The sequence below is a fragment of the Streptomyces sp. NPDC005566 genome, from assembly GCF_040605575.1.
Taxonomy (GTDB): Bacteria; Actinomycetota; Actinomycetes; order Streptomycetales; family Streptomycetaceae; genus Streptomyces.
In genome coordinates this window covers 1-18815 of the sequence record NZ_JBEXDB010000027.1, presented here as the reverse complement: position 1 = coordinate 18815, position 18815 = coordinate 1, and the positions used below count along the sequence as shown (strand labels likewise).

At 70.7% G+C, this 18815-nt stretch carries 17 protein-coding genes; all 17 read right to left on the bottom strand.

What is annotated here, in order from left to right; translation table 11 throughout:
• Positions 1–28: 28 nt before the first annotated feature.
• The 17 genes from argF to ABZS61_RS31620 all read right to left on the bottom strand — a co-directional run bounded on the left by argF (position 29) and on the right by ABZS61_RS31620 (position 18031).
• Entirely contained in the window at positions 29–1045 is a 1017-nt protein-coding gene (argF, locus tag ABZS61_RS31700; RefSeq protein ID WP_356428931.1) for an ornithine carbamoyltransferase, read from the bottom strand.
• A 159-nt stretch (positions 1046–1204) separates the two neighbouring features.
• Entirely contained in the window at positions 1205–2437 is a 1233-nt protein-coding gene (locus tag ABZS61_RS31695; RefSeq protein WP_356428928.1) for an arginine deiminase, read from the bottom strand.
• Positions 2438–2996: 559 nt separating this feature from the next.
• Positions 2997–5540 carry a polynucleotide kinase-phosphatase gene (locus tag ABZS61_RS31690; RefSeq protein WP_356428925.1) on the bottom strand — a complete coding sequence of 848 codons (2544 nt, stop codon included), beginning with the start codon at positions 5538–5540 and terminating at the stop codon, positions 2997–2999.
• On the bottom strand, positions 5537–7060 hold the full coding sequence (locus ABZS61_RS31685) for a 3' terminal RNA ribose 2'-O-methyltransferase Hen1 (RefSeq protein ID WP_356428922.1): 1524 nt from the start codon (positions 7058–7060) through the stop codon (positions 5537–5539). The genes ABZS61_RS31690 and ABZS61_RS31685 overlap by 4 nt, the downstream gene beginning before the upstream one ends.
• Before the next feature lie 30 nt (positions 7061–7090).
• Positions 7091–8038: a homocysteine S-methyltransferase gene (mmuM, locus tag ABZS61_RS31680; RefSeq protein WP_356428919.1), complete on the bottom strand. Its 948-nt coding sequence runs from the start codon at positions 8036–8038 to the stop codon at positions 7091–7093.
• Positions 8039–8053: 15 nt separating this feature from the next.
• Entirely contained in the window at positions 8054–8977 is a 924-nt protein-coding gene (locus ABZS61_RS31675; RefSeq protein WP_356428916.1) for an LLM class F420-dependent oxidoreductase, read from the bottom strand.
• Positions 8978–9005: 28 nt separating this feature from the next.
• Positions 9006–9530, bottom strand: coding sequence for a DUF6099 family protein (locus tag ABZS61_RS31670; protein ID WP_356428913.1), 525 nt, complete (start codon positions 9528–9530; stop codon positions 9006–9008).
• A gap of 124 nt (positions 9531–9654) precedes the next feature.
• Complete coding sequence (locus ABZS61_RS31665; protein WP_356428910.1) at positions 9655–10014, bottom strand: nucleotide pyrophosphohydrolase; 360 nt, start codon at positions 10012–10014, stop codon at positions 9655–9657.
• Positions 10011–11183 (bottom strand): ATP-binding protein, encoded by a 1173-nt coding sequence (locus tag ABZS61_RS31660; RefSeq protein WP_356428907.1) that lies wholly within the window; start codon positions 11181–11183, stop codon positions 10011–10013. Before ABZS61_RS31660 ends, ABZS61_RS31665 begins: the two co-directional genes overlap by 4 nt.
• A 55-nt stretch (positions 11184–11238) precedes the next feature.
• Complete coding sequence (locus tag ABZS61_RS31655) at positions 11239–11646, bottom strand: cell division protein SepF (protein ID WP_351167616.1); 408 nt, start codon at positions 11644–11646, stop codon at positions 11239–11241.
• A gap of 75 nt (positions 11647–11721) precedes the next feature.
• Positions 11722–13029, bottom strand: coding sequence for a cytochrome P450 (locus tag ABZS61_RS31650; RefSeq protein WP_356428903.1), 1308 nt, complete (start codon positions 13027–13029; stop codon positions 11722–11724).
• Positions 13026–13640: an ATP/GTP-binding protein gene (locus ABZS61_RS31645; RefSeq protein ID WP_356428900.1), complete on the bottom strand. Its 615-nt coding sequence runs from the start codon at positions 13638–13640 to the stop codon at positions 13026–13028. The genes ABZS61_RS31650 and ABZS61_RS31645 overlap by 4 nt, the downstream gene beginning before the upstream one ends.
• Positions 13618–13971 (bottom strand): DUF742 domain-containing protein, encoded by a 354-nt coding sequence (locus ABZS61_RS31640; protein WP_356428897.1) that lies wholly within the window; start codon positions 13969–13971, stop codon positions 13618–13620. Before ABZS61_RS31640 ends, ABZS61_RS31645 begins: the two co-directional genes overlap by 23 nt.
• Positions 13968–14390 carry a roadblock/LC7 domain-containing protein gene (locus ABZS61_RS31635; protein WP_356428894.1) on the bottom strand — a complete coding sequence of 141 codons (423 nt, stop codon included), beginning with the start codon at positions 14388–14390 and terminating at the stop codon, positions 13968–13970. The genes ABZS61_RS31640 and ABZS61_RS31635 overlap by 4 nt, the downstream gene beginning before the upstream one ends.
• Positions 14387–15901 (bottom strand): ATP-binding protein, encoded by a 1515-nt coding sequence (locus ABZS61_RS31630; protein WP_356428891.1) that lies wholly within the window; start codon positions 15899–15901, stop codon positions 14387–14389. The genes ABZS61_RS31635 and ABZS61_RS31630 overlap by 4 nt, the downstream gene beginning before the upstream one ends.
• Before the next feature lie 81 nt (positions 15902–15982).
• The gene (locus tag ABZS61_RS31625; protein WP_356428888.1) at positions 15983–16978 is read right to left on the bottom strand and encodes an MBL fold metallo-hydrolase; all 996 of its coding nucleotides are present in this window, start codon (positions 16976–16978) and stop codon (positions 15983–15985) included.
• A 468-nt stretch (positions 16979–17446) separates the two neighbouring features.
• The gene (locus ABZS61_RS31620; protein WP_356428886.1) at positions 17447–18031 is read right to left on the bottom strand and encodes a hypothetical protein; all 585 of its coding nucleotides are present in this window, start codon (positions 18029–18031) and stop codon (positions 17447–17449) included.
• Positions 18032–18815 lie beyond the last annotated feature (784 nt).

Sequence of the window (18815 nt, the reverse complement as noted above, 5' to 3'; positions counted from 1 at the left end):
ACGCATGTTCACCCAATCGGGCGCATGCTCATGCGTACTGCCCCTGGCCTGCCATGGTGGCCACGAGGACGGCCTTGATCGTGTGCATCCGGTTCTCGGCCTCGTCGAAGACGACGGAGTGCCCGGACTCGAAGACCTCGTCGGTGACCTCCAGCTCGGTGAGGCCGTGGCGCTCGTGGATTTCCCGGGCCACTTTCGTACCGAGGTCGTGGTAGGCGGGGAGGCAGTGCAGAAACTTGACGCCGTCGTTGCCGCTGGCGCGCAGGACGTCCATGGTCACGGCGTAGGGGGCGAGCGCGGCGATCCGCTCGTCCCAGACCTCCTTGGGTTCCCCCATGGAGACCCAGACGTCTGTGGCGACGAAGTCGGTGCCGCGGACGCCTTCGGCGATGTCCTCGGTGAGGGTGATGCGCGCGCCGCTGGACTCCGCGAGCTTGTGGGCCTGCGCCACGATCTCCTGGGCCGGCCAGTAGGCCTCGGGTGCGACGATCCGGACGTCCATACCGAGCAGGGCACCGGTGATCAGGTAGGAGTTGCCCATGTTGAAGCGGGCGTCACCGAGGTAGGCGAAGCCCAGCCGCTCCAGCGGCTTCTCGCTGTGCTCGGTCATCGTGAGGATGTCGGCGAGCATCTGGGTGGGGTGCCAGTCGTCGGTGAGGCCGTTGAAGACGGGGACGCCGCTGTATGCCGCCAGCTGCTCGACCGACTCCTGGCTGTCACCGCGGTACTCGATGCCGTCGAACATCCGGCCGAGCACGCGAGCGGTGTCCATGACCGACTCCTTGTGGCCCATCTGGGAGCCGGAGGGATCGAGGTACGTCGTGGAGGCACCCTGGTCGGCAGCGGCCACCTCGAAGGCGCACCGCGTGCGGGTCGAGGTCTTCTCGAAGATCAGCGCGATGTTCTTCCCACGCAGTCGCTGCACCTCCTCGCCCGCCTTCTTGGCGGCCTTGAGCTCGGCAGCCAGGGCGATCAGGCCGCGGAACTCCTCGGCCGTGAAATCCAGCTCCTTGATGAAGTGGCGGCCTGCGAGGTCTATGGCCATGGTGACTGCTCCTGGGTCGGGCTGAGGACACGCATACAGTGACCCTGGAAGTCTATACGAGACTCCGCATTGCTATACAGAGGTGGTGGGGCGCCCGGCCGCCCGTGGAAGCCTGCGTCACGCGCCACCGGGGAGCCCACCCGCACGGACAGCCCACGCTCACACCGGGTCGCGCACCACCGGGCAGCTCATACAGCGCGGACCGCCTCTGCCCCGACCCAGCTCACTGCCGCGGATCTCGATGACCTCGATGCCCTCCTTGCGCAAAAAGGTGTTGGTGGTGGCGTTGCGCTCGTACGCGACGACGACCCCGGGTTCCACTGCCAGCACGTTGCAGCCGTCGTCCCACTGCTCACGCTCGGCCGCGTGGACGTCCTGGGTCGCGGTGAGGACCCGGATCGCATCCAGGCCCAGCGCGGCGGCGACGGCCCGGTGCATGTGCTCGGGCGGGTGGTCGGTGACCTTCAGCTCCCGGGGGCCGCTGCCCGGCTCGATCGTGTAGGAACGGAGCATCCCCAGCCCGGCGTACTGCGTGAACGTGTCCCCGTCGATCATCGTCATCACCGTGTCCAGGTGCATGAACGCGCGGCGCTTGGGCATGTCGAGCGCCACGATCGTCCGGGCCGACCCGGCGTCGAAGAGACCCCTGGCGAGCATCTCCACAGCCTGCGGAGTGGTGCGCTCGCTCATCCCGATGAGGACGGCACCCCGGCCGATCACGAGGACGTCGCCGCCCTCGATGGTGGACGGGTAGTCGTGCTGCCCCTCGGACCAGTGGTGGAAGACGCCCGCTTCCGGCCCGGTGAACAGCGGATGGTGCCGGTAGATGGCCTCGAAGTGCACGGTCTCGCGCTGCCTGGCCGGCCAGCGCATCGCGTTGATGGACACGCCGTCGTAGATCCATGCCGAGGTGTCGCGGGTGAAGAGGTGGTTGGGCAGCGGGTTGAGGAGGAAGTCGTCCAGGTCCATCACATGGAAGCGGACCGACGTCGGCTCGGCGTGCCGCTCCAGGAACTCCCGCTTCGTCATCCCGCCGACCAGCGCCTCGGTCAGTTCGGCGGCCGGCAGCTCCTCGAAGACAGCACGCAGATGCTCGGTGGCGAGCGGCCCGTACTCCTTCTCCTCGAACACCCGGTCGAGCACGAGCCGCCGCGCCACCGGGATGTCCAGGGATTCACGGAGCAGGTCACCGAACAGGTGGACCTCCACACCGCGGTCGCGCAGGACATCGGCGAAGCCGTCGTGCTCCTCCCTGGCACGGCGCACCCACAGCACGTCGTCGAACAGGAGCGCGTCCTTGTTGCTGGGGGTGAGCCGCTTCAGCTCCAGATCGGGGCGGTGCAGGATGACGCGGCGCAGCCGCCCGGCCTCGGAATCGACATGGAATCCCATGTCTTCATCCTCACCACGCGGAGCACCGTTCACCCTGCGAACCGCCCACTGTTTTCCCGCCCTCTCCGCTACCCCGGCCCCTCGCCCGGGACATGGAGCGGACGGAGCGGGAGACGCTTCAGTTCGCGGGTGCGAGCGCGGGCAGGACGGCCCCCGCAGCGGCGGCAAGGGTACGAACAAGGGAGACGAACGCGGCGACTTCCACCGGTCGGCGAACACGTCGGCGGCCGGAACTACTTGAGCGTGGCTCACCGGATCGCGGACGACTCGTACGTCAAGTGCACGGCGATTCCCGGGCTCTTCAAAGGCATGGCGGGCATTGCGAAGATATCGTCCGGCCCGGCAGGTGGCTGGACCGCGTCTCCGACGACTACGCGGTGGGGGGCGCAGGTATCGGCCTGTTCCTCGGCCGGCTGCTGCACCCCTCCGAACGCCTCCTGCTGGACCTTCCCCCGGGCACCCGAAACGCCGGGGAGCCGTCCGCGCTGTGAGGCACGGCGGCCTCTCCGCACCGGTGTCCGGTGGGAGAGGCCACGCCTAGAACACCTCCGGGCTGCCTTCAGAGCCGGGGGTCGACCGGCTCGGACTCCAGGGCCAGTACCGCGAAGACCGCTTCGTGGATCCTCCACAGGGGCTCTCCGTCGGCCAGCCTGTCCAGGGCCTCCAGGCCGAGGGCGTACTCCCGCAGGGCCAGCGACCGCTTGTGGCCGAGGAACCGCGAACGCAGCCGGTCCAGATTCTCCGGACGCGTGTACTCGGGTCCGTAGATGATCCGCAGGTACTCCCGGCCGCGCACCTTGATGCCCGGCTGGACCAGCCTGCCCTTCGCGTCCCTGACGAGAGCGCCGAGCGGCTTGACGACCATGCCCTCACCGCCGCGCCCGGTCATCTCCAGCCACCAGTCGATGCCGGAGCGCACGGAGTCCTCGTCCCCGGTGTCGACGACCAGGCGCCGGGTGACCTGGAGCAGCCCGGTCGGGTCGTGCTCCACCATGCGGTCCAGCCAGGCCAGCTGCTCGTCGTGCGGTACGGAGGCGAGTGAGCGGCCCTGCACGGCAAGGATCTGGAACGGCGCCAGGCGGACCCCGTCGAGTCCCTCCGTGCTCCAGCAGTAGCGGCGGTAGGCCTCGGTGAAGGCCGCAGCGTCTTCGGCACGCTCCTGCTGGCGTCCGGCGAGAGCCCCGACGTCCACACCGCGGGCAGCCGCCGCGGCCAGGGCATCGCCCGCCACGGGAAGGACCGCACCCGACGCGGCGCCCACCGCCGCGTACTGCGAGCGCAGCAGCCCGGCAGCCTTGAAGGACCAGGGCATCAGCTCGGCGTCCAGCAGCACCCAGTCCGTGTCCCACTCCTCCCAGAGTCCGGCGGCGGTGACGGCCGTGCGGAGCCTGCCGAGGATCACTTCGGTGAGCGCCACGTCGTCCAGGAACGGCCGGCCGGTTCGGGTGTGCAGCGCCCCGGTGGGGCCCTCGGCACCGAAGCGCTCACGGGCCGCGCCCTCGTCGCGGCAGACCAGCGCCACCGCACGCGAGCCCATGTGCTTCTCCTCGCAGACGACCTTGGTGACGCCGTCCGCCCCGTACTGGGCGAAGGCCTCGGCCGGATGCTCCAGGAAGCCCTCCTCCTGGGAGGTCGCGGTCGGGGCCATGGTCGGCGGGAGGTAGGCCAGCAGCCTCGGGTCGACGGCGAACCGGCTCATCACCTCGAGGGCCGCCGCCGCGTTCTCCTCGCGCACCGCGATCCGGCCCATGTGGCGGGTCTCCACGATGCGGCGGCCCTGCACGTCGGCGAGGTCGAGCGGGCGCCCCTCACGGCCCCCGGGAGCCTCGGTGGTCAGCGGCTTCACGGGCTCGTACCAGACCTGCTCGGCCGGTACGTCGACGATGTCGCGCTCCGGCCAGCGCAGCGCGGTCATCTTCCCCCCGAAGACCGCTCCGGTGTCCAGGCAGAGGGTGTTGTTGACCCAGGAGGTGGTGGGCACCGGGGTGTGGCCGTAGACCACCGCCGCGCGCCCGCGGTAGTCCTCCGCCCACGGGTAGCGCACGGGCAGGCCGAATTCGTCGGTCTCGCCGGTCGTGTCCCCGTACAGCGCGTGCGAACGGACCCGCCCCGAGGTGCGCCCGTGGTACTTCTCGGGCAGGCCCGCGTGGCAGACGACCAGCTTGCCGCCGTCCAGGACGTAGTGGCTGACGAGCCCGTCGATGAACTCCTTCACCTGCTCCCGGAACTCCGGGTCCCTGGCGTCCTCCCGCTCCAGCTGCTCGATGGTCTCGGCGAGGCCGTATCTGACCTGGACCTGCCGCCCCTTGAGATACCGGCCCAGCTTGTTCTCGTGGTTGCCCGGGACACACAGGGCGTTGCCCGCCGACACCATGGACATGACGCGGCGCAGCACACCGGGGCTGTCCGGCCCGCGGTCGACGAGGTCGCCGACGAACACGGCGGTGCGCCCGTCGGGGTGCGCACCGTCGGTGTATCCGAGCTTGTCGAGCAGGGACTCCAGCTCGGAGCTGCAGCCGTGGATGTCACCGATGATGTCGAAGGGGCCGGTGAGGTGGCGGAGGTCGTTGTAGCGGCGCTCCAGGACGACTTCGGCGCTGTCGGCCTCCTCCTCGGTGCGCAGGACGTGCACCTTGCGGAAGCCCTCGCGCTCGAGTCCGCGCAACGAACGGCGCAGCTCGCGCCGGTGGCGCTGGACGACATGGCGGGGCATGTCCGCGCGGTCGGGCCGCTTCGCGTTGCGCGCGAGGCAGACCTCCTCGGGCAGGTCGAGCACGACGGCGATGGGCAGCACGTCGTGCTCCCTGGCCAGCTGCACGAGCTGCTTGCGGCTCTCGGACTGCACGTTGGTGGCGTCGACGACGGTGAGCCTGCCGGCGGCGAGGCGCTTGCCCGCGATGTAGTGCAGGACGTCGAAGGCGTCGCGGCTCGCGCTCTGGTCGTTCTCGTCGTCGGCGACGAGGCCGCGGCAGAAGTCCGAGGAGACGATCTCGGTGGGTTTGAAGTGCTTGCGGGCGAAGGTGGACTTGCCCGATCCGCTGGCGCCGATGAGCACGACGAGGGAGAGGTCGGTCACCGGCAGCGTGCGAGAGGTACTGGTCATGCGGCCTTCGCCTCCTTCGTCTTCTCTTCGGTCATCCGGTCGGTCTCCGCAGCGGCCTTCTCGGCGCTCGCGGCCTTCTCCGTGGACATCGTGAACACGGCCATCTGGGTGGGCGGACCCACGTCGGGATCGTCCGGCCCCACGGGTACGAACGCGACCCCGTAGCCGTGCCGCTCGCACACCTGCCGCGCCCAGGAGCGGAACTCCTCCCTGGTCCATTCGAAACGGTGGTCGCCGTGGCGCACGTGTCCGGCCGGGAGCGTTTCCCAGCGGACGTTGTACTCGACGTTCGGCGTGGTCACGAGCACCGTGTGCGGCCGCGCCGAACCGAACACCGCGTACTCCAGCGCGGGCAGCCGCGGCAGGTCGAGGTGCTCGATCACCTCACTGAGCACCGCGGCGTCGTACCCCTTGAGCTGCTTGTCGGTGTACGTGAGTGCGCCCTGCCGGAGCGTGACCCGGCCGGCCTGTCGCTCCCCCATCCGGTCCAGCTTCAGCCTGCGCGAGGCGATCGTCAGGGCCCGCATCGACACGTCGACCCCGACGATCTCCGTGAACCGCGCGTCCTTGAGCAGCGCCTGCACCAACTGACCCTGCCCACAGCCCAGGTCCAGCACCCGGTTCGCCCCGGCGGCGCGCAGCGCCTCCAGGATCGCCGCACGGCGCTGCTCGGCGAGCGGCACCGGCTTCTCCTCGGTGTCGGTGGTCTCGTCCACGGCGTTGTCGACGCTCTCCACCTGCAGGTCGTCGGACTCGGCGAGCCGCACCAGTTCGAGCCGTTCCATCGCCTGCCGGGTCAGACCCCAGCGGCGGGAGAGGTAGCGGCTGGTGATGAGCCGCTGCTCGGGGTGATCGGCCAGCCAGCCCTCGCCCGCCCGCAGCAGCTTGTCCACTTCGTCGGGCGCGACCCAGTAGTGCTTGGCGTCGTCGAGCACCGGCAACAGCACATAGAGCTGGCGCAGCGCGTCGGCGAGCCGCAACTCCCCCTCCAGTACGAGCCGTACGTAGCGCGAGTCGCCCCACTCGGGGAACTTCTCGTCCAGCGGTACGGCTACGGCGTCCACACTCCTCCAGCCGAGCGGCCCGAAAAGCTTCTCCACCAGGTCGACACCGCCGCGGGCCGGCAGGGCGGGCACCTCGATACGCAGCGGCAGGGGCTCCTGGACCCGCTCGGGCATGGCGCGGCACACCCCGTTCAGCGCGGACTTGAAGACCGTCGTCATCGCGACGGAGAGGAGGGACGAGGCGGCGTACGGCCGGTCGTTGACATACTGCGCGAGCGCCGCATCGGGGGCGCCGCCCCTGCCCTTGCCCTTGCCGCGCCGCACCAGCGCCACCGGATCCACCTCCAGCAGGAGCGCGGCCGTGCAGCGCTCCGCGGATGCCTCGGAGTAGAAGACATGCGCGGTGCCGTGCGAGGTGGAGAACGTCTGCGCCTTCTCGGGATGCTTGTGCAGCAGAAAGCCGAGATCGGTGGCGGGACGCTCAAGGGTGCCGGTCGTGCTGATAGTCAGGAACACCCGTCCGAGTATGGCCCTGCACCCCACCTCCTACCAGGCATTTTCACTTCCGGTCCGCCCTGGCAGAGCGGCCAGCTCTGCGATCTCGGACGGGCCGACCCGGCAGCAGCCCCCGATGAGCCGGGCCCCGGCCCGCTGCCAGTCCCGCACCCGCCCGGGGTCGAAGGAGCCTTCCCCGGTCCATCTCCGGCCCACGGCGTCCCACACCTCGCCACTGTTCGGGTAGACGACGACGGGCTTCCCGGTGACGGCCGCCGCCACCTCCACCGCACGCTCCGCGTCCGCCGGGTCGCAGCAGTTGACCCCGACGGCCATCACCTGGTCGTTGCCCGCAGCGATCCCGAAGGCCTCGTCGAGCGGCTGGCCCGCCCTGGTCCGGTCACCCGCCACGCTGTAGGAGAGCCAGACAGGGACGGCGGTGTCCTGAACCGCCCGCAGCAGCGCCTCGGCCTCGTCGAGGTCCGGCACCGTCTCCAGGGCCAGCACATCGGGGCCCGCCGCAGCCAGTGTCTCCGCCCTGGGGCGGTGGAAGCGCTCCAGGGCGCGGACGCTCAGCCCGTACCGGCCGCGGTACTCGCTGCCGTCCGCGAGCATCGCCCCGTACGGTCCGACGGAGGCCGCGACCCAGAACTCCCGCCCGGTCCCCGCCCCGGCCCGGCGTGCCAGCTCCACGCTGCCGGCCATCAGCTCCGCGGCCCGGTCCCGCCCGATCCCGCGCCGCTCGAACCCTTCGAACGTCGCCTGGTAGCTGGCCGTGATGAGTACCTGCGCCCCCGCCCGCGCATAGGCCGCGTGGGCCGCTTCGATCTGCTGGGGCGCATCGGCCAGGAGCCGGGCCGACCACAGCGCGTCGGACAGATCGCACCCCTGCGCCCCCAGTTGGTTGGAGAGCCCTCCGTCCAGCAGGACGGTGCCTTCGGCGAGCGCGTCGCCGAGGGTGCGGCCGGTCGGCTCGTGAGGAGTCCGGGCGGATTGCACAGCTGCTCCTTGCCGTCAGCTCAGTTGGGCCTGGACCTGCGACGAGATCAGTTCCAGGTGTTCCAGGTCGTTCAGGTCGAGGATCTGCAGGTAGATCCGGGACGCTCCGATCGCGGCGTACTGGCCGATCTTGTCGACCACCTCGCCGGGTGAGCCCGCCAGGCCGTTCGCCTTGAGGTCCTCGACGTCCCTGCCGATCGCGGAAGCCCGCCGGGCCACTTCCGCGTCGTTCTTCCCGGCGCAGACCACCAGGGCGTTGGAGTACACCAGGTCCTCCGGGGCGCGGCCGGCCGCCTTGGCCGCCTCCCGGACGCGGCCGAACTGCTTCTCACTGTCCTCGAGCGATGCGAAGGGGATGTTGAACTCGTCCGCGTACTGTGCGGCCAGCCGCGGGGTGCGGACCGCACCGTGTCCGCCGATCAGGACAGGCACCTTGGACTGGGCCGGCTTGGGAAGCGCCGGTGAGTCGGTGAGCTGGTAGTACGTGCCGTCGTAGGTGAAGGTCTTGCCGACCTCGGTCTCCCACAGGCCGGTGATGATCGCCAGCTGCTCCTCCAGGCGGCCGAACTTCTCCTTCGGGAACGGAATGCCGTACGCCTTGTGCTCCGCCTCGAACCAGCCCGCACCCAGGCCCAGCTCGACCCGGCCGCCGGACATCTGATCGACCTGGGCCACCTGGATGGCCAGCACTCCGGGCAGCCGGAAGGTGCCCGCCGTCATCAGCGTGCCGAGCCGGATCCGCTTGGTTTCGCGGGCCAGACCGGCCAGGGTGATCCAGGCGTCGGTCGGTCCCGGCAGTCCGTCCCCGGAGCCCATGCGGAGATAGTGGTCCGAGCGGTAGAAGGCGTCGAAGCCGAGGTCTTCGGCGGCCTTGGCGACAGTCAGCAGGGTGTCGTAGTCGGCCCCTTGCTGGGGCTCGGTGAAGATTCGAAGATCCATGCCTCCATCCTGCACCTTCGGGCGGGGCTCATGACTGCCCGGCCACGAAGCCTGCCGGCCCACGGATCACTCCGTACGGACCGTCACGCTCCCGGCTCTGCTCCTGTTCCCGCTCCTGTTCGGCGAGCCGTCTGAGCATCCCGTACACCCTGTCGATCGACTCGTCGACGGCATCTATCGCCTCGATGCACTGCCAGTAGAGCCCGTCCTCCTCCGTATCGCAGGCAACGCCGACGAGCGCGATGCCCACATCGCCGAGGAGCAGCCCGAGTGCGCCCAACGTTCTGGGCACATCAGCCACTTCGGAGAGCTGTGCCGCCCGTGCGGCGCCGACCGGCATCATCGGGTGGTCGAGCACTGCGGCGCCCCGGCCGCCGATCTCGCTGAGCCCGCGCGCGTCGGTCCGTAACTCCGCCGGTCCGCATCGCACCAGCTGTCCGCCGACCGTCCGGGCGAGGGCCTGCGCCTGCCAGGCCTCCGCCATGATGGCCGGGGTCCCCCGGCTCGCCGCGAGAGCTCGTCGTCCGGCTTCGATAAGCCGCTCCGCTTCCATGTGATTCCCCCGTCGTCGCGAAAACCCGCTCACCTCTTTCATTACCCACAGTGAGGTCAGCGGCACCGGAAAGCCAGAGGAAATCGGAAATCTGTGGACAGGAAGTCGATTGTGGAGAAGTCGATCACTCCGAAGAGTGACGATCGTGAAGTTCAGTGGGTTCCGGCGCAGGGAAGCGCACCTCGTTCCGGTCGATCTTGGCCGCCAGCGCCGCCAGCACGTCGATACCGAGCACTTCGCAGAACTGCAGCAGATACGCGAGTACGTCGGCGACCTCGTCCGCGACCCTGTGCGCCGTACCGGGGTCCTCCATCACCCGCGCCGACTGCTCCGGTGTCAGCCACTGGAAGATCTCGAGGAGTTCGGATGCCTCGACGCTCAGCGCGACCGCCAGGTTCTTCGGGGTGTGGTACTGCTCCCAGGCCCGTGCCGCCGCGAAGTCGGCCAGCCGCCGCTGCAGTTGAGCTACATCGAATTCCGTCACGGTGCCAGGTCTACCACTGTCACACCCGCCGTCCCGCGGGCCAGTGCCCCGGTCGCCTCGGTGACGGTGCCCAGCAGCCGGATGTGTCCGTCCGCGCAGATCGAGGACGCCAGCGCCAGCAGCTCACGCGTCTGCCGCGCGTCCAGGCTCCGGTCGAGCCCGTCGGCCAGGACCGTGAGCCCCTGCATCGCCGGCGGCACCTCCGTGGCCGGGTCCACCACCAGTGCATGAGGGCCGGTCAGCAGCACGAGGGCGAACGCCAGATACCTGAGCTCGCCGTCGCCGAGACGGCGCAGGGGCGTGCTGTAACCGGCCCCGCGACCCGCCCTGGCCTGTACGGCTCCGCCCGCGAGCTGTTCTACGGTCAGTCCCGTCACGGGTCCCGCGCACCCGGCGTCCGCGATGGCGACCAGCCGGGCGTGCCGCCGGGCGCACTGGTCGTGTGTGCGGTTCAGTACGTCGGCGAGGTTGTCGCACGCGGTCCTCAGTCGCCCTTCCCCGACCGGTACCGCCGCACGCATCCGCTGCGGCTGCGGATCGCAGGCGAAGGCCGACCGCAACGCCACCACCACCTGCTCGGCGGCCGCCAGCACCCGTAACTGCCCCTGGGTGGTTCCCGCGACCCGCAGCGGCAACAGCGCCGTACCGAGCCGGTCGTCGGGGAACGGGGCCCGCGTCACGGGGACCGTGCCTGCGGTGTGCCAGGCCGCCTGGACGGCGGAGCGCCTCGGATCCCGCAGGGCCGTGGTCAGCAGCGTCTCCCCGCCGTCCGCGAGCCGTTCGCCGACGATGCGGAGGGTGGGCTCGGCCTGGACGGCGAGATCCAGTCCCACCGGACCGGCCGGGCCCTCCACGGTGCAGCCGAGCCTGAACCCCCGCCGCCCCTGCGCATCCGCCCCGGCCCGTTCGGGTACCCAGGCCCCGGGGTCCGGGAAGACCGCTTCCAGCGGGTCGCCGGAAGCGAGCCGGGCCAGCGCCTCGTACGCGCGAAGGGCGGTCGTCTTCCCGCTGCCGCTCGCCCCGGCCAGGAGGGTGAACGGGCCGAGGGGAATCGCCGCACGGCGGTACGAGGCGAAGGCCGAAAGCCTCAGTTCGCTGACGAAGGGGCGGGCGGGACGGGCCTGGGCACCGGTGCGCGTCGGCGTGGCCCCCGTGGTGATCACAGTCATGAGCGGACCGTACGCACGCCGTCGGCCGGCGAACCGTTCCGCCCGCACGACCTTCCTACGATTGGGGTACGCCCGCCGCCGTGACCCCCTCGACCTCCATGCCGACCGGCGCGAGCAGAAAGACATTGCGGTCGACGCGGTGCATCCCGCTGCCCAGTCCGAAGACCACACCGCTGCTGAAGTCCAGGATCCGCTTGGCCACGTCGGTCTCGGCGCCCGTCAGATCGAGCAGCACCGGAATCTGGGCCACCAGGTACTCGGCCACCTCGCGCGCGTCCGCGAAGACCTGGACCCTCAGCACGACGAGCCGGCGCTGTTCGGCCGAATCCCGTTCGTCGGGGACCGTGCGGTGGTCGACGCGGGAGGGCCATTCGTTGCGCCCCCTCAGCGGTACGACCTGGGCGAGCCCTTCCCACTGTTCGTCGGTGGCGTCGTATCTGTCGTACCTGTCGTACCTGCTCACAGAACCACCCCGTCCGTAAGCCGGTTGGCTGTGCGCCGGCTGCGCTCGCTGTTCATCGGGCAATTCTCTCGCCCCTCACCCGTTCGGCGTACCACCGACACGGGTCGCGGCGTGATCGACACCGTCATGGACGGTACGGGTGTCCGCTTCGGGGAGGGTGTCGAGAGGGGTGAAACGGACCGGAATGCGGGCAGGCGCACGATGGAAGGGCCCGGGGCGCCAGATCAGCTCCGCCGCGTCGCAGGACAGTTCGAGGTCGCAGAGCTGGCTGGTGAGCTGTTCGATCGCGCTCATCGCCATCAGCAGCGCCGGCTGTTTCGCCGGGCATCGGTGCGGACCCGCCGACCAGGCGAGATGGGCACCGGTTCCGGAACGCACCGTGGGATCCGAAAGGCCGGGCAGCGACTGCGTGTTGGCGGCTGCGAAGGAGACCAGGAGCAGTTGCCCCGCGCGGAGCGGTACGCCGTGGAACTCGGTGTCGTGCCGGGGGTAGTGGGCCCCGAGATTCGCCATCGGCGGGTCCCGCCAAAGCACTTCGTCGATCGCTTCGTGTGCGGTCGTCGCGCCACCGTGCAGGGATCCCGTGTGTCCGGTGCCGCTGAGCATGTGAAGCAGTGCGTTGCCGATCAGATTGGTCGTCGGATCGTGCCCGGCGCTCATGATCAGTGTGATCTGCCGCACGGCCTCGTCGTCGTCCAGTGCTGCGGGATGCGCGAGCAGATACGTGGTCAGGTCACGTCCCGGCCGCGCACGCCGGTCGGCGACGAGGCCGGTCACGACGCCGACGAGGTCGGCGTACGCCGCTGCCGCACCCTCGGCGGAGTCCATCATTCCGGCAATGCCGCGGACGATCCGCTCGCTGGCCTCCGGCGGTACTCCGAAGGCGGCGGTGAAGACGTGCAGGGGGAGGAGCCTGGCGTACTGGGCGATGAGATCGGCGCTGCCGGTTGCCGAGAAGGCGCCGATGAGCTGCTGGGCGACCCGGGCGACCTCCGTCCTCAGCAGATGCGGCTCGATCAGCGCGAGGGTGTCGTTGATGGCGTCGCGATACCGGGCGTGGACGGCGCCGTCGGTGAAGAGCGCGGTGGGCCGGTAACCGAGCACGGGCAGGACCGGCGAGTCGGCCGGCACGCCCGCCTGCCAGGTGCGCGGGTCCTTGGTGAAGGTGTCGGTGTCGCGCAGCAGGTCGACGGCGGCCTGGTAGTCCGTGACCAGGAGTGCGTCGATACCGGGAGCGATACGGACCCGGGCCAGCGGCCCCTGGGCGCGCAGTTCGCGGTAGTGGCCGTGCGGATCGGCCGCGAATCCCGGCCCGTAGAGCTCGAGCGGCTCGTAGGGAGAGGTGCGGGCTGCGGGCACGGTGCCCGGTGTGTACGCGGTCATGACGGGTCCTGGGACTTGGGCAGGCAGGTCAGCGCATGCTCGGCGAGGGAGATCAGGGCGTTGATGCTGCCGCGTCGTTCACGGGCGTCGCACTGTATGAGCGGGGTGCCCGGGGCGAGGTCGAGGTGCTTGCGCAGGACCTCGTCGGTGTGGGCGGGGGCGTCGGGGAAGCGGTTCACGGCCACGGCGTACGGCAGCCCCTGCTCCTCCACCATGTCCATGACGGCGAACGAGTCCTCGAGGCGGCGGGTGTCGACCATCACGAGGGCGCCGAGGGCACCGCGCGCGATGTCCTCCCAGAGCGGGATGAAGCGCTCCTGGCCCGGCGTGCCGAACATGTAGAGCACCAGATCGTCCTGGACGGTCAGCCGGCCGAAGTCGATGGCGACCGTGGTCGTGGTCTTGTCGGGAAGCCCGGCGGTGTCGTCGAGTCCGGTGCTGGACTGCGTCATCACCTCTTCCGTGTGCAGGGTCGGAATCTCCGACAGGGTACGGATCAGGGTCGTCTTGCCCACGCCGAACGGACCTGTGACGACGAGCTTCATCAGGGTCTCGGCGGCATTCGGCAGATAGCCGATGCCGCCCCGGTCAGTGGAGGGAACGGAGTCCAACGAGCAGCCTCTCGACGAGCGACCGGTCGATCTCACCGGCACTGGGGATCGGTGGTCGAGCGTGCAGATGTCCGGCGGCCACGAGATCCGTGGCCAGGAAGACGGTGGCGCTGACCGGGAGTTCCAGATGTGCGGCGCACTCGACGACGGTGAGGGCTCCCGGCTCCAGGAGTTCACACAGTCGGCGCTGCTCGGAACCCGAGCCCGGCGGCAGATCCTCATCCGTACGGACGAGCACGGCGAGCCGGTCGAGCGCGGGACCGGTGGGCGCGGAACGGCCACCGGTGACCAGATATGCGGGAATCAGGCGGCGTCCTGGGCCGGGGGTCATGGCCGGGTGGCAGCGTCCGGCAGGCGGGTGGGGGCGTGCATCGCCCGGGTCAGCGCGGTTACCTGGACCTGCATCTGGTACGCGATGTTGCCCAGGTGCGCGTCGGGGGCCGCGAACAGGGCAAGGGTGGTGTTCCTGCCCGCGGGTACGACGATGGCGAAGCCCAGTTCGGACTCCACGACCGTCTGCGCGAGGCGTGGGGACTCCGCCTCGGTGAAGGCGGTCGTGAAGGCACGGGCGGAGGCGTGCAGAGTGGCTGTCATCGCGGCGACCCGCTCGGCGGACGCACGGTCCAGACCGGGCGACGCGCCCTCGACGAGCCCGTCGCCGGTGGCGACCACGGCGTGCTGCACACCGGGCAGTTCCAGCAGCGGGGTCAGCACCCAGGCGAGATCACCGGTGGTGGGAGTGGTGCTCACGTCTCGTCGTCTCCTTGGTCGTCCGATGAGGATGCTGAGAGTGGTGAGGAGGCCGGCCCTGCGGAGGGGGGCGGGGCGGCCGAGGCCGCCGGGGCTGTGGATACTGCCGTACCTGTTGAGGGCGCCGGGGCGGCGGGGGGCTCTGCGCCGGCCGGAGCGTTCCTGCCGCTGACGGTGCCCTGCTGGAGGGCGGTCCAGGACGCTCCTGCCTGTTCGGGCGTACGGAGCACGGGCTCGTCCGCCGCCGCGCCCGGCACGGCCGTGGCGGCGTCCGGGGCGGCCGCCCGGCGGTTCCTACGGCGCCGGCTGGGCAGTGCGGAGGGGTGCTCGTCCGGTGAGGCCGCGGGGATGACGGGGGTTGCGGAACCGTCCTCCGTACCGGCCTCCTCGTCGGCCGAGCCGGGGTCCGCGCTGCCGGCCGTGTGACCGGCACCCGCACCGGCCGCGACCGCACGCGTCTGCACCGGCTTCGGAGCGAGCACGGACAGGGTGCGGTCGTCGTCGATCACGGTCAGCAGATGCGCCGGAATACGCAGCATCGTGCGCATGCCCCCGTACGGCGACGACTCGATGTGGCAGCTGAAGCCGTACCGCGCGACGAGCCGCCCGACCACGGCGAACCCGGTCTGCGGAGGATCCCCGAGCTCGGTCAGCAGTACTTCCGAGGGCCCGGCCAGCAGCGCGCGGGCCCGCTTCAGCGCGTCCTCGTCCATGCCGATCCCGGCGTCGTCGACGAGGACCAGGGCACCGCGCCCCGCCGTCTGCTGGACCGTCACGGGTACTTCGGTGTCCGGGTGGGAGTACGCCGTCGCGTTGGCCAGCAGTTCGGCGAGGGCGATCGCGTAGGGCTCGGCTGCCCGGGCGACCAGTGCGAGCCGCTCCTGGCGCAGATGGTTGGCGACCTTGATCCGCTCGTATCCCGGGACCCGGGACTGGGCTCCGAGCACGACCTCGACGAGCGAGGAGTTCTGCCGGGCGAGGCCCGGCCAGGCGTCGCAGAGCACGGCGGTGGCCTGGGTGCGGCGCAGCGCCAGTTCGTTGCGGAAGTCGAGCTGCAGGATCCGCGGATCGTCGTACTCGTGCTGGAGCTCCTGCAGCAGGTGCTGCGACTGGTTGAGCAGCGACTGGATCTTGGCGGACGTACCGCGCATGGCCGACCGGGCGGCGGCGTCGACGCGCCCCCGCTCCTCCATGACCGCGTCGCGCGCGGCCTGGACGGTCTCGGTCAGCAGGCGCGCGGCGTCGCCCTCGATCCCGGCGGCCTCCCGCAGTCCGGGAACCGGTGCGGTCGGGTGGGAGAGGGCGGTCGCCGCGGCGGGTATCCGTTTCTCGGCCAGCTGGCGTATCTCCTCGGTGAGGGCCAGCGTGCGGGCCTCTGCCGCCCGCGCCTGACGGTCGGCCAGTTCGGCGCGCGCGGAGGCCCCGTACGCGGCGAGGCCGGCCTGATGGGCCCGCACGACGGCTGCCATCGCCGTGATGACGGCGATCAGCGCCACGATCCAAGCCACCACAGCGTCACCGTGTCTCTCTTGTCGGGCTGGGGCCGAACCCCGTGGGGCGGCGGGACTCCAGGCTGTCGCTCCGGCCCGCGGTCACTCCGGCTCGCCGCCGGACGGTCCCCGCCCGGTCTCGTGCGCGAGCGTCGCCACATCGGACATCACCTGCAGTACGCCGGGGAGTTCGGAGCCGTCCAGGTGCCGGTACTCGCTTCCGATGGTCACCACCAGCCGCTCGGCCAGGCCCAGTGCGGGGTAGCGGCCCTCACCGATCACACGGCGTGCGGCCTCGATCGCGGGCACTCCCGCCGCGTGGAAGGCGTGGGCGCGTTCGCGTACGTACGAGAGGTAGCCGATGTGCTCGCGCACGCCGGCCGGATCGAGCACCGGCCCGTGGCCGGGCACGATCACCTCGGCGCCCGTGGCCAGTACCTGTTCGCAGGCCGCGATCACATTGCTCAGGGGGCCGGCCCAGTGGATCGGGTGGTCGCCCGGCTGCTGCGCGGTGGAGGAGAAGATGATGTCGCCGCTGAACACGGCGCGCTGCGCGGGCAGATGGACGATCAGGTCACCGGTGGTGTGGGCGGGCGGCAGGGCCGTCAGCTGGACCGGGTACTCCCCCAGGGTCAGTTCGAGCTCGCCGGTGAAGTACGTGGTCGGCTGCACCGGTTCGGTGGCCGACCAGTCGAAGCCGCCGAAGTGGCGGCCGAGGTAGGCGCCGAGGGGTGTGCCCGGATCGCTGCCGGCCACGAGTGCGTGCTGCTGCTTGGGGGTGGGCTCGTAGTGGATGTGCTCCCGCGCCTCGCGCGTCGCGATGATCTCGGCGTCCGGGAGCACTCCGGCGCCCCAGAAGTGGTCCCCGTTGGCGTGCGTGACGATCACGCGGTCGATGGTCACCCCGTCGGGCAGCCGCTTCTCGCTCTCCGCCAGGAACTGTCCGCCCAGCACGGGGTCGTACGGGGTATCGATCCAGAGCGCTCCGCGCGGCGACACAAGAAGGCCGCAGTTGGCCAGCCCCCAGCCCCGCTTCGGCGGCAGCCAGGCATACAGGCCCCTGCCGAGGTCGGCGACGTCCCCACCCGTGATCGACATGGGGCGATTATGCCGACAGGGATCCGGCCGCGTGTTCGAACTCGGCCAACTGGGGAGCTCAATGACGCAAAATCGCCCCTCCACCCGGACGCACATCTCACCGTGGTGACCGTCCGGGGTCGCCCGACCCCTGATACACGGAGGATTTTCCGGCCTTTCCCCGGAATTTCACCCTTCAACCTCGCACCGCGCGGCAGATACCCAGCCGGTTGCAACGGAACCCGATTGAGCCGACTACCCACTGAGCATGGCCGAAAACAGTTGGACCACTGGTCCTTGGTCCACCGCTCGCGTGCGTGTTGCCCGAAGGGATACTGGACTGCTTCCTCGACCCCGACCTTCCCCGCCACCTGACCCGGTCGGTGGTCCTCTACTGGGCCGCCGGAGCCTGACCGGCATGCCGACGGACCGTGCGGCGGGCGGGTGTTCCACCCGGCGCACGGTCCGGCGCACGGCCGAAGGAAGCGGTCAGGCCTCTTCGAAGTAGGCGTCCAGGACGGCGTCGAGTTCCGCCGTCCACTCCTTGAGGCTGCTCCTGGCTCCGGCCTCGACCTCGGCGTTGAACCACCGGCGGCTGGACAGGTGGACCGTGACGGTGAACCGGCGTCCGAAGCGGCCGGTCTTGACCTCGACCGCGCCGATCTCCGCCCAGTCGAACTCCGCCTCCTGGTCGTCCAGCCGGAACCGGACACCCTCGCGGGCCACCCTGATGGATCCGCGCCGGTCGCTGACCTCGAAGACCGGACCGTCCGCCTCGTCCGACGGTTCCGCCTCGTCCGCGGACGTCGCCTTGTCCGAGGACTCGGCGGGCTCCCCCGCCTTTCCCCGGCTGTCAGGCTTCGGCTCCGCGTCCTGCGGCGTCTCCGCCTCGTCGGCGACAGCCGTGGAATCGTCCTCGCCGTCGACCTCCTCGAGCACGTCGGACTCCTCCGGCTCCTTCTCCGCATCCCCCTCCGTCCGCGCGGGGGCAGGGGCCGTCAGGCCGGGGATGTACGCCGGGTCTGTTCCCGCGGCGAACTCGGGCTTCGTGTTCGAATCTATGCGCTGCTCCACGGCGGGCAGTATGGACGACGAACCTGTACGAGACCAGTCACAGCGGTCCAGCCGGCGCGGACGCGCCCCTGCCGGAATGCGCCCCGCCCGGCGCCCCGCCCGACCGCCGGAGCCACGCGGCGCACGTACCTGCCCGGCTCCGGGGCCGATCCGCTGCCCGGCTCTCGTCCCCACCCTGCGGGAACCGCAGTGTCCCCGTGCGGTGGACCCCAACGGCCGCGACGGCGACCCTCGTACCGGCGCCGCAACGCGCTCCCTGGCGTTCCTGGAGAGGCGTGGCGGACCTCGCGCGTCTCGTGCCACCGGCCAGGAGACCGCTCATGGATCACGCACCACTCGCCCTTCTCAGGAGCCCGCGGACGGTATCGCCGGCTGGGCGGCCGATCTCGTGGACACCCTGGGTGCTCCAGGCGCGGGCATCGCCGTCGCCCTGGAGAACCCTGGAGAACCTCTTTCCGCCGCTGCCGAGCGAGGTTGTCACAGCGATCCGCCTGCCGGGCTGACCCCCCGGGAACACGGTCCTGCAGGAGCCGGCGCACGCCATCACGCAGCGGCTGCACCTGTCGCCGAGCTCGCTCGAGAAGCACCTCGGCTCCGTCTTCGACACGCTGGAGCTGCCGCGCACCACGGAGTAGAGCCGCCGGGTCCTCGCGGTGCTGCATCACCTGAAGTCGTACGTCCGGCGCAGGAGGCCGGGACATGCAGACGGGTGGTGGGGGGGGGGGGGGGCGCCGCCCCCCCCCCCCCGCCCGCGCCGGCCCTAGCAGACCCCGGGAGTTAAGCT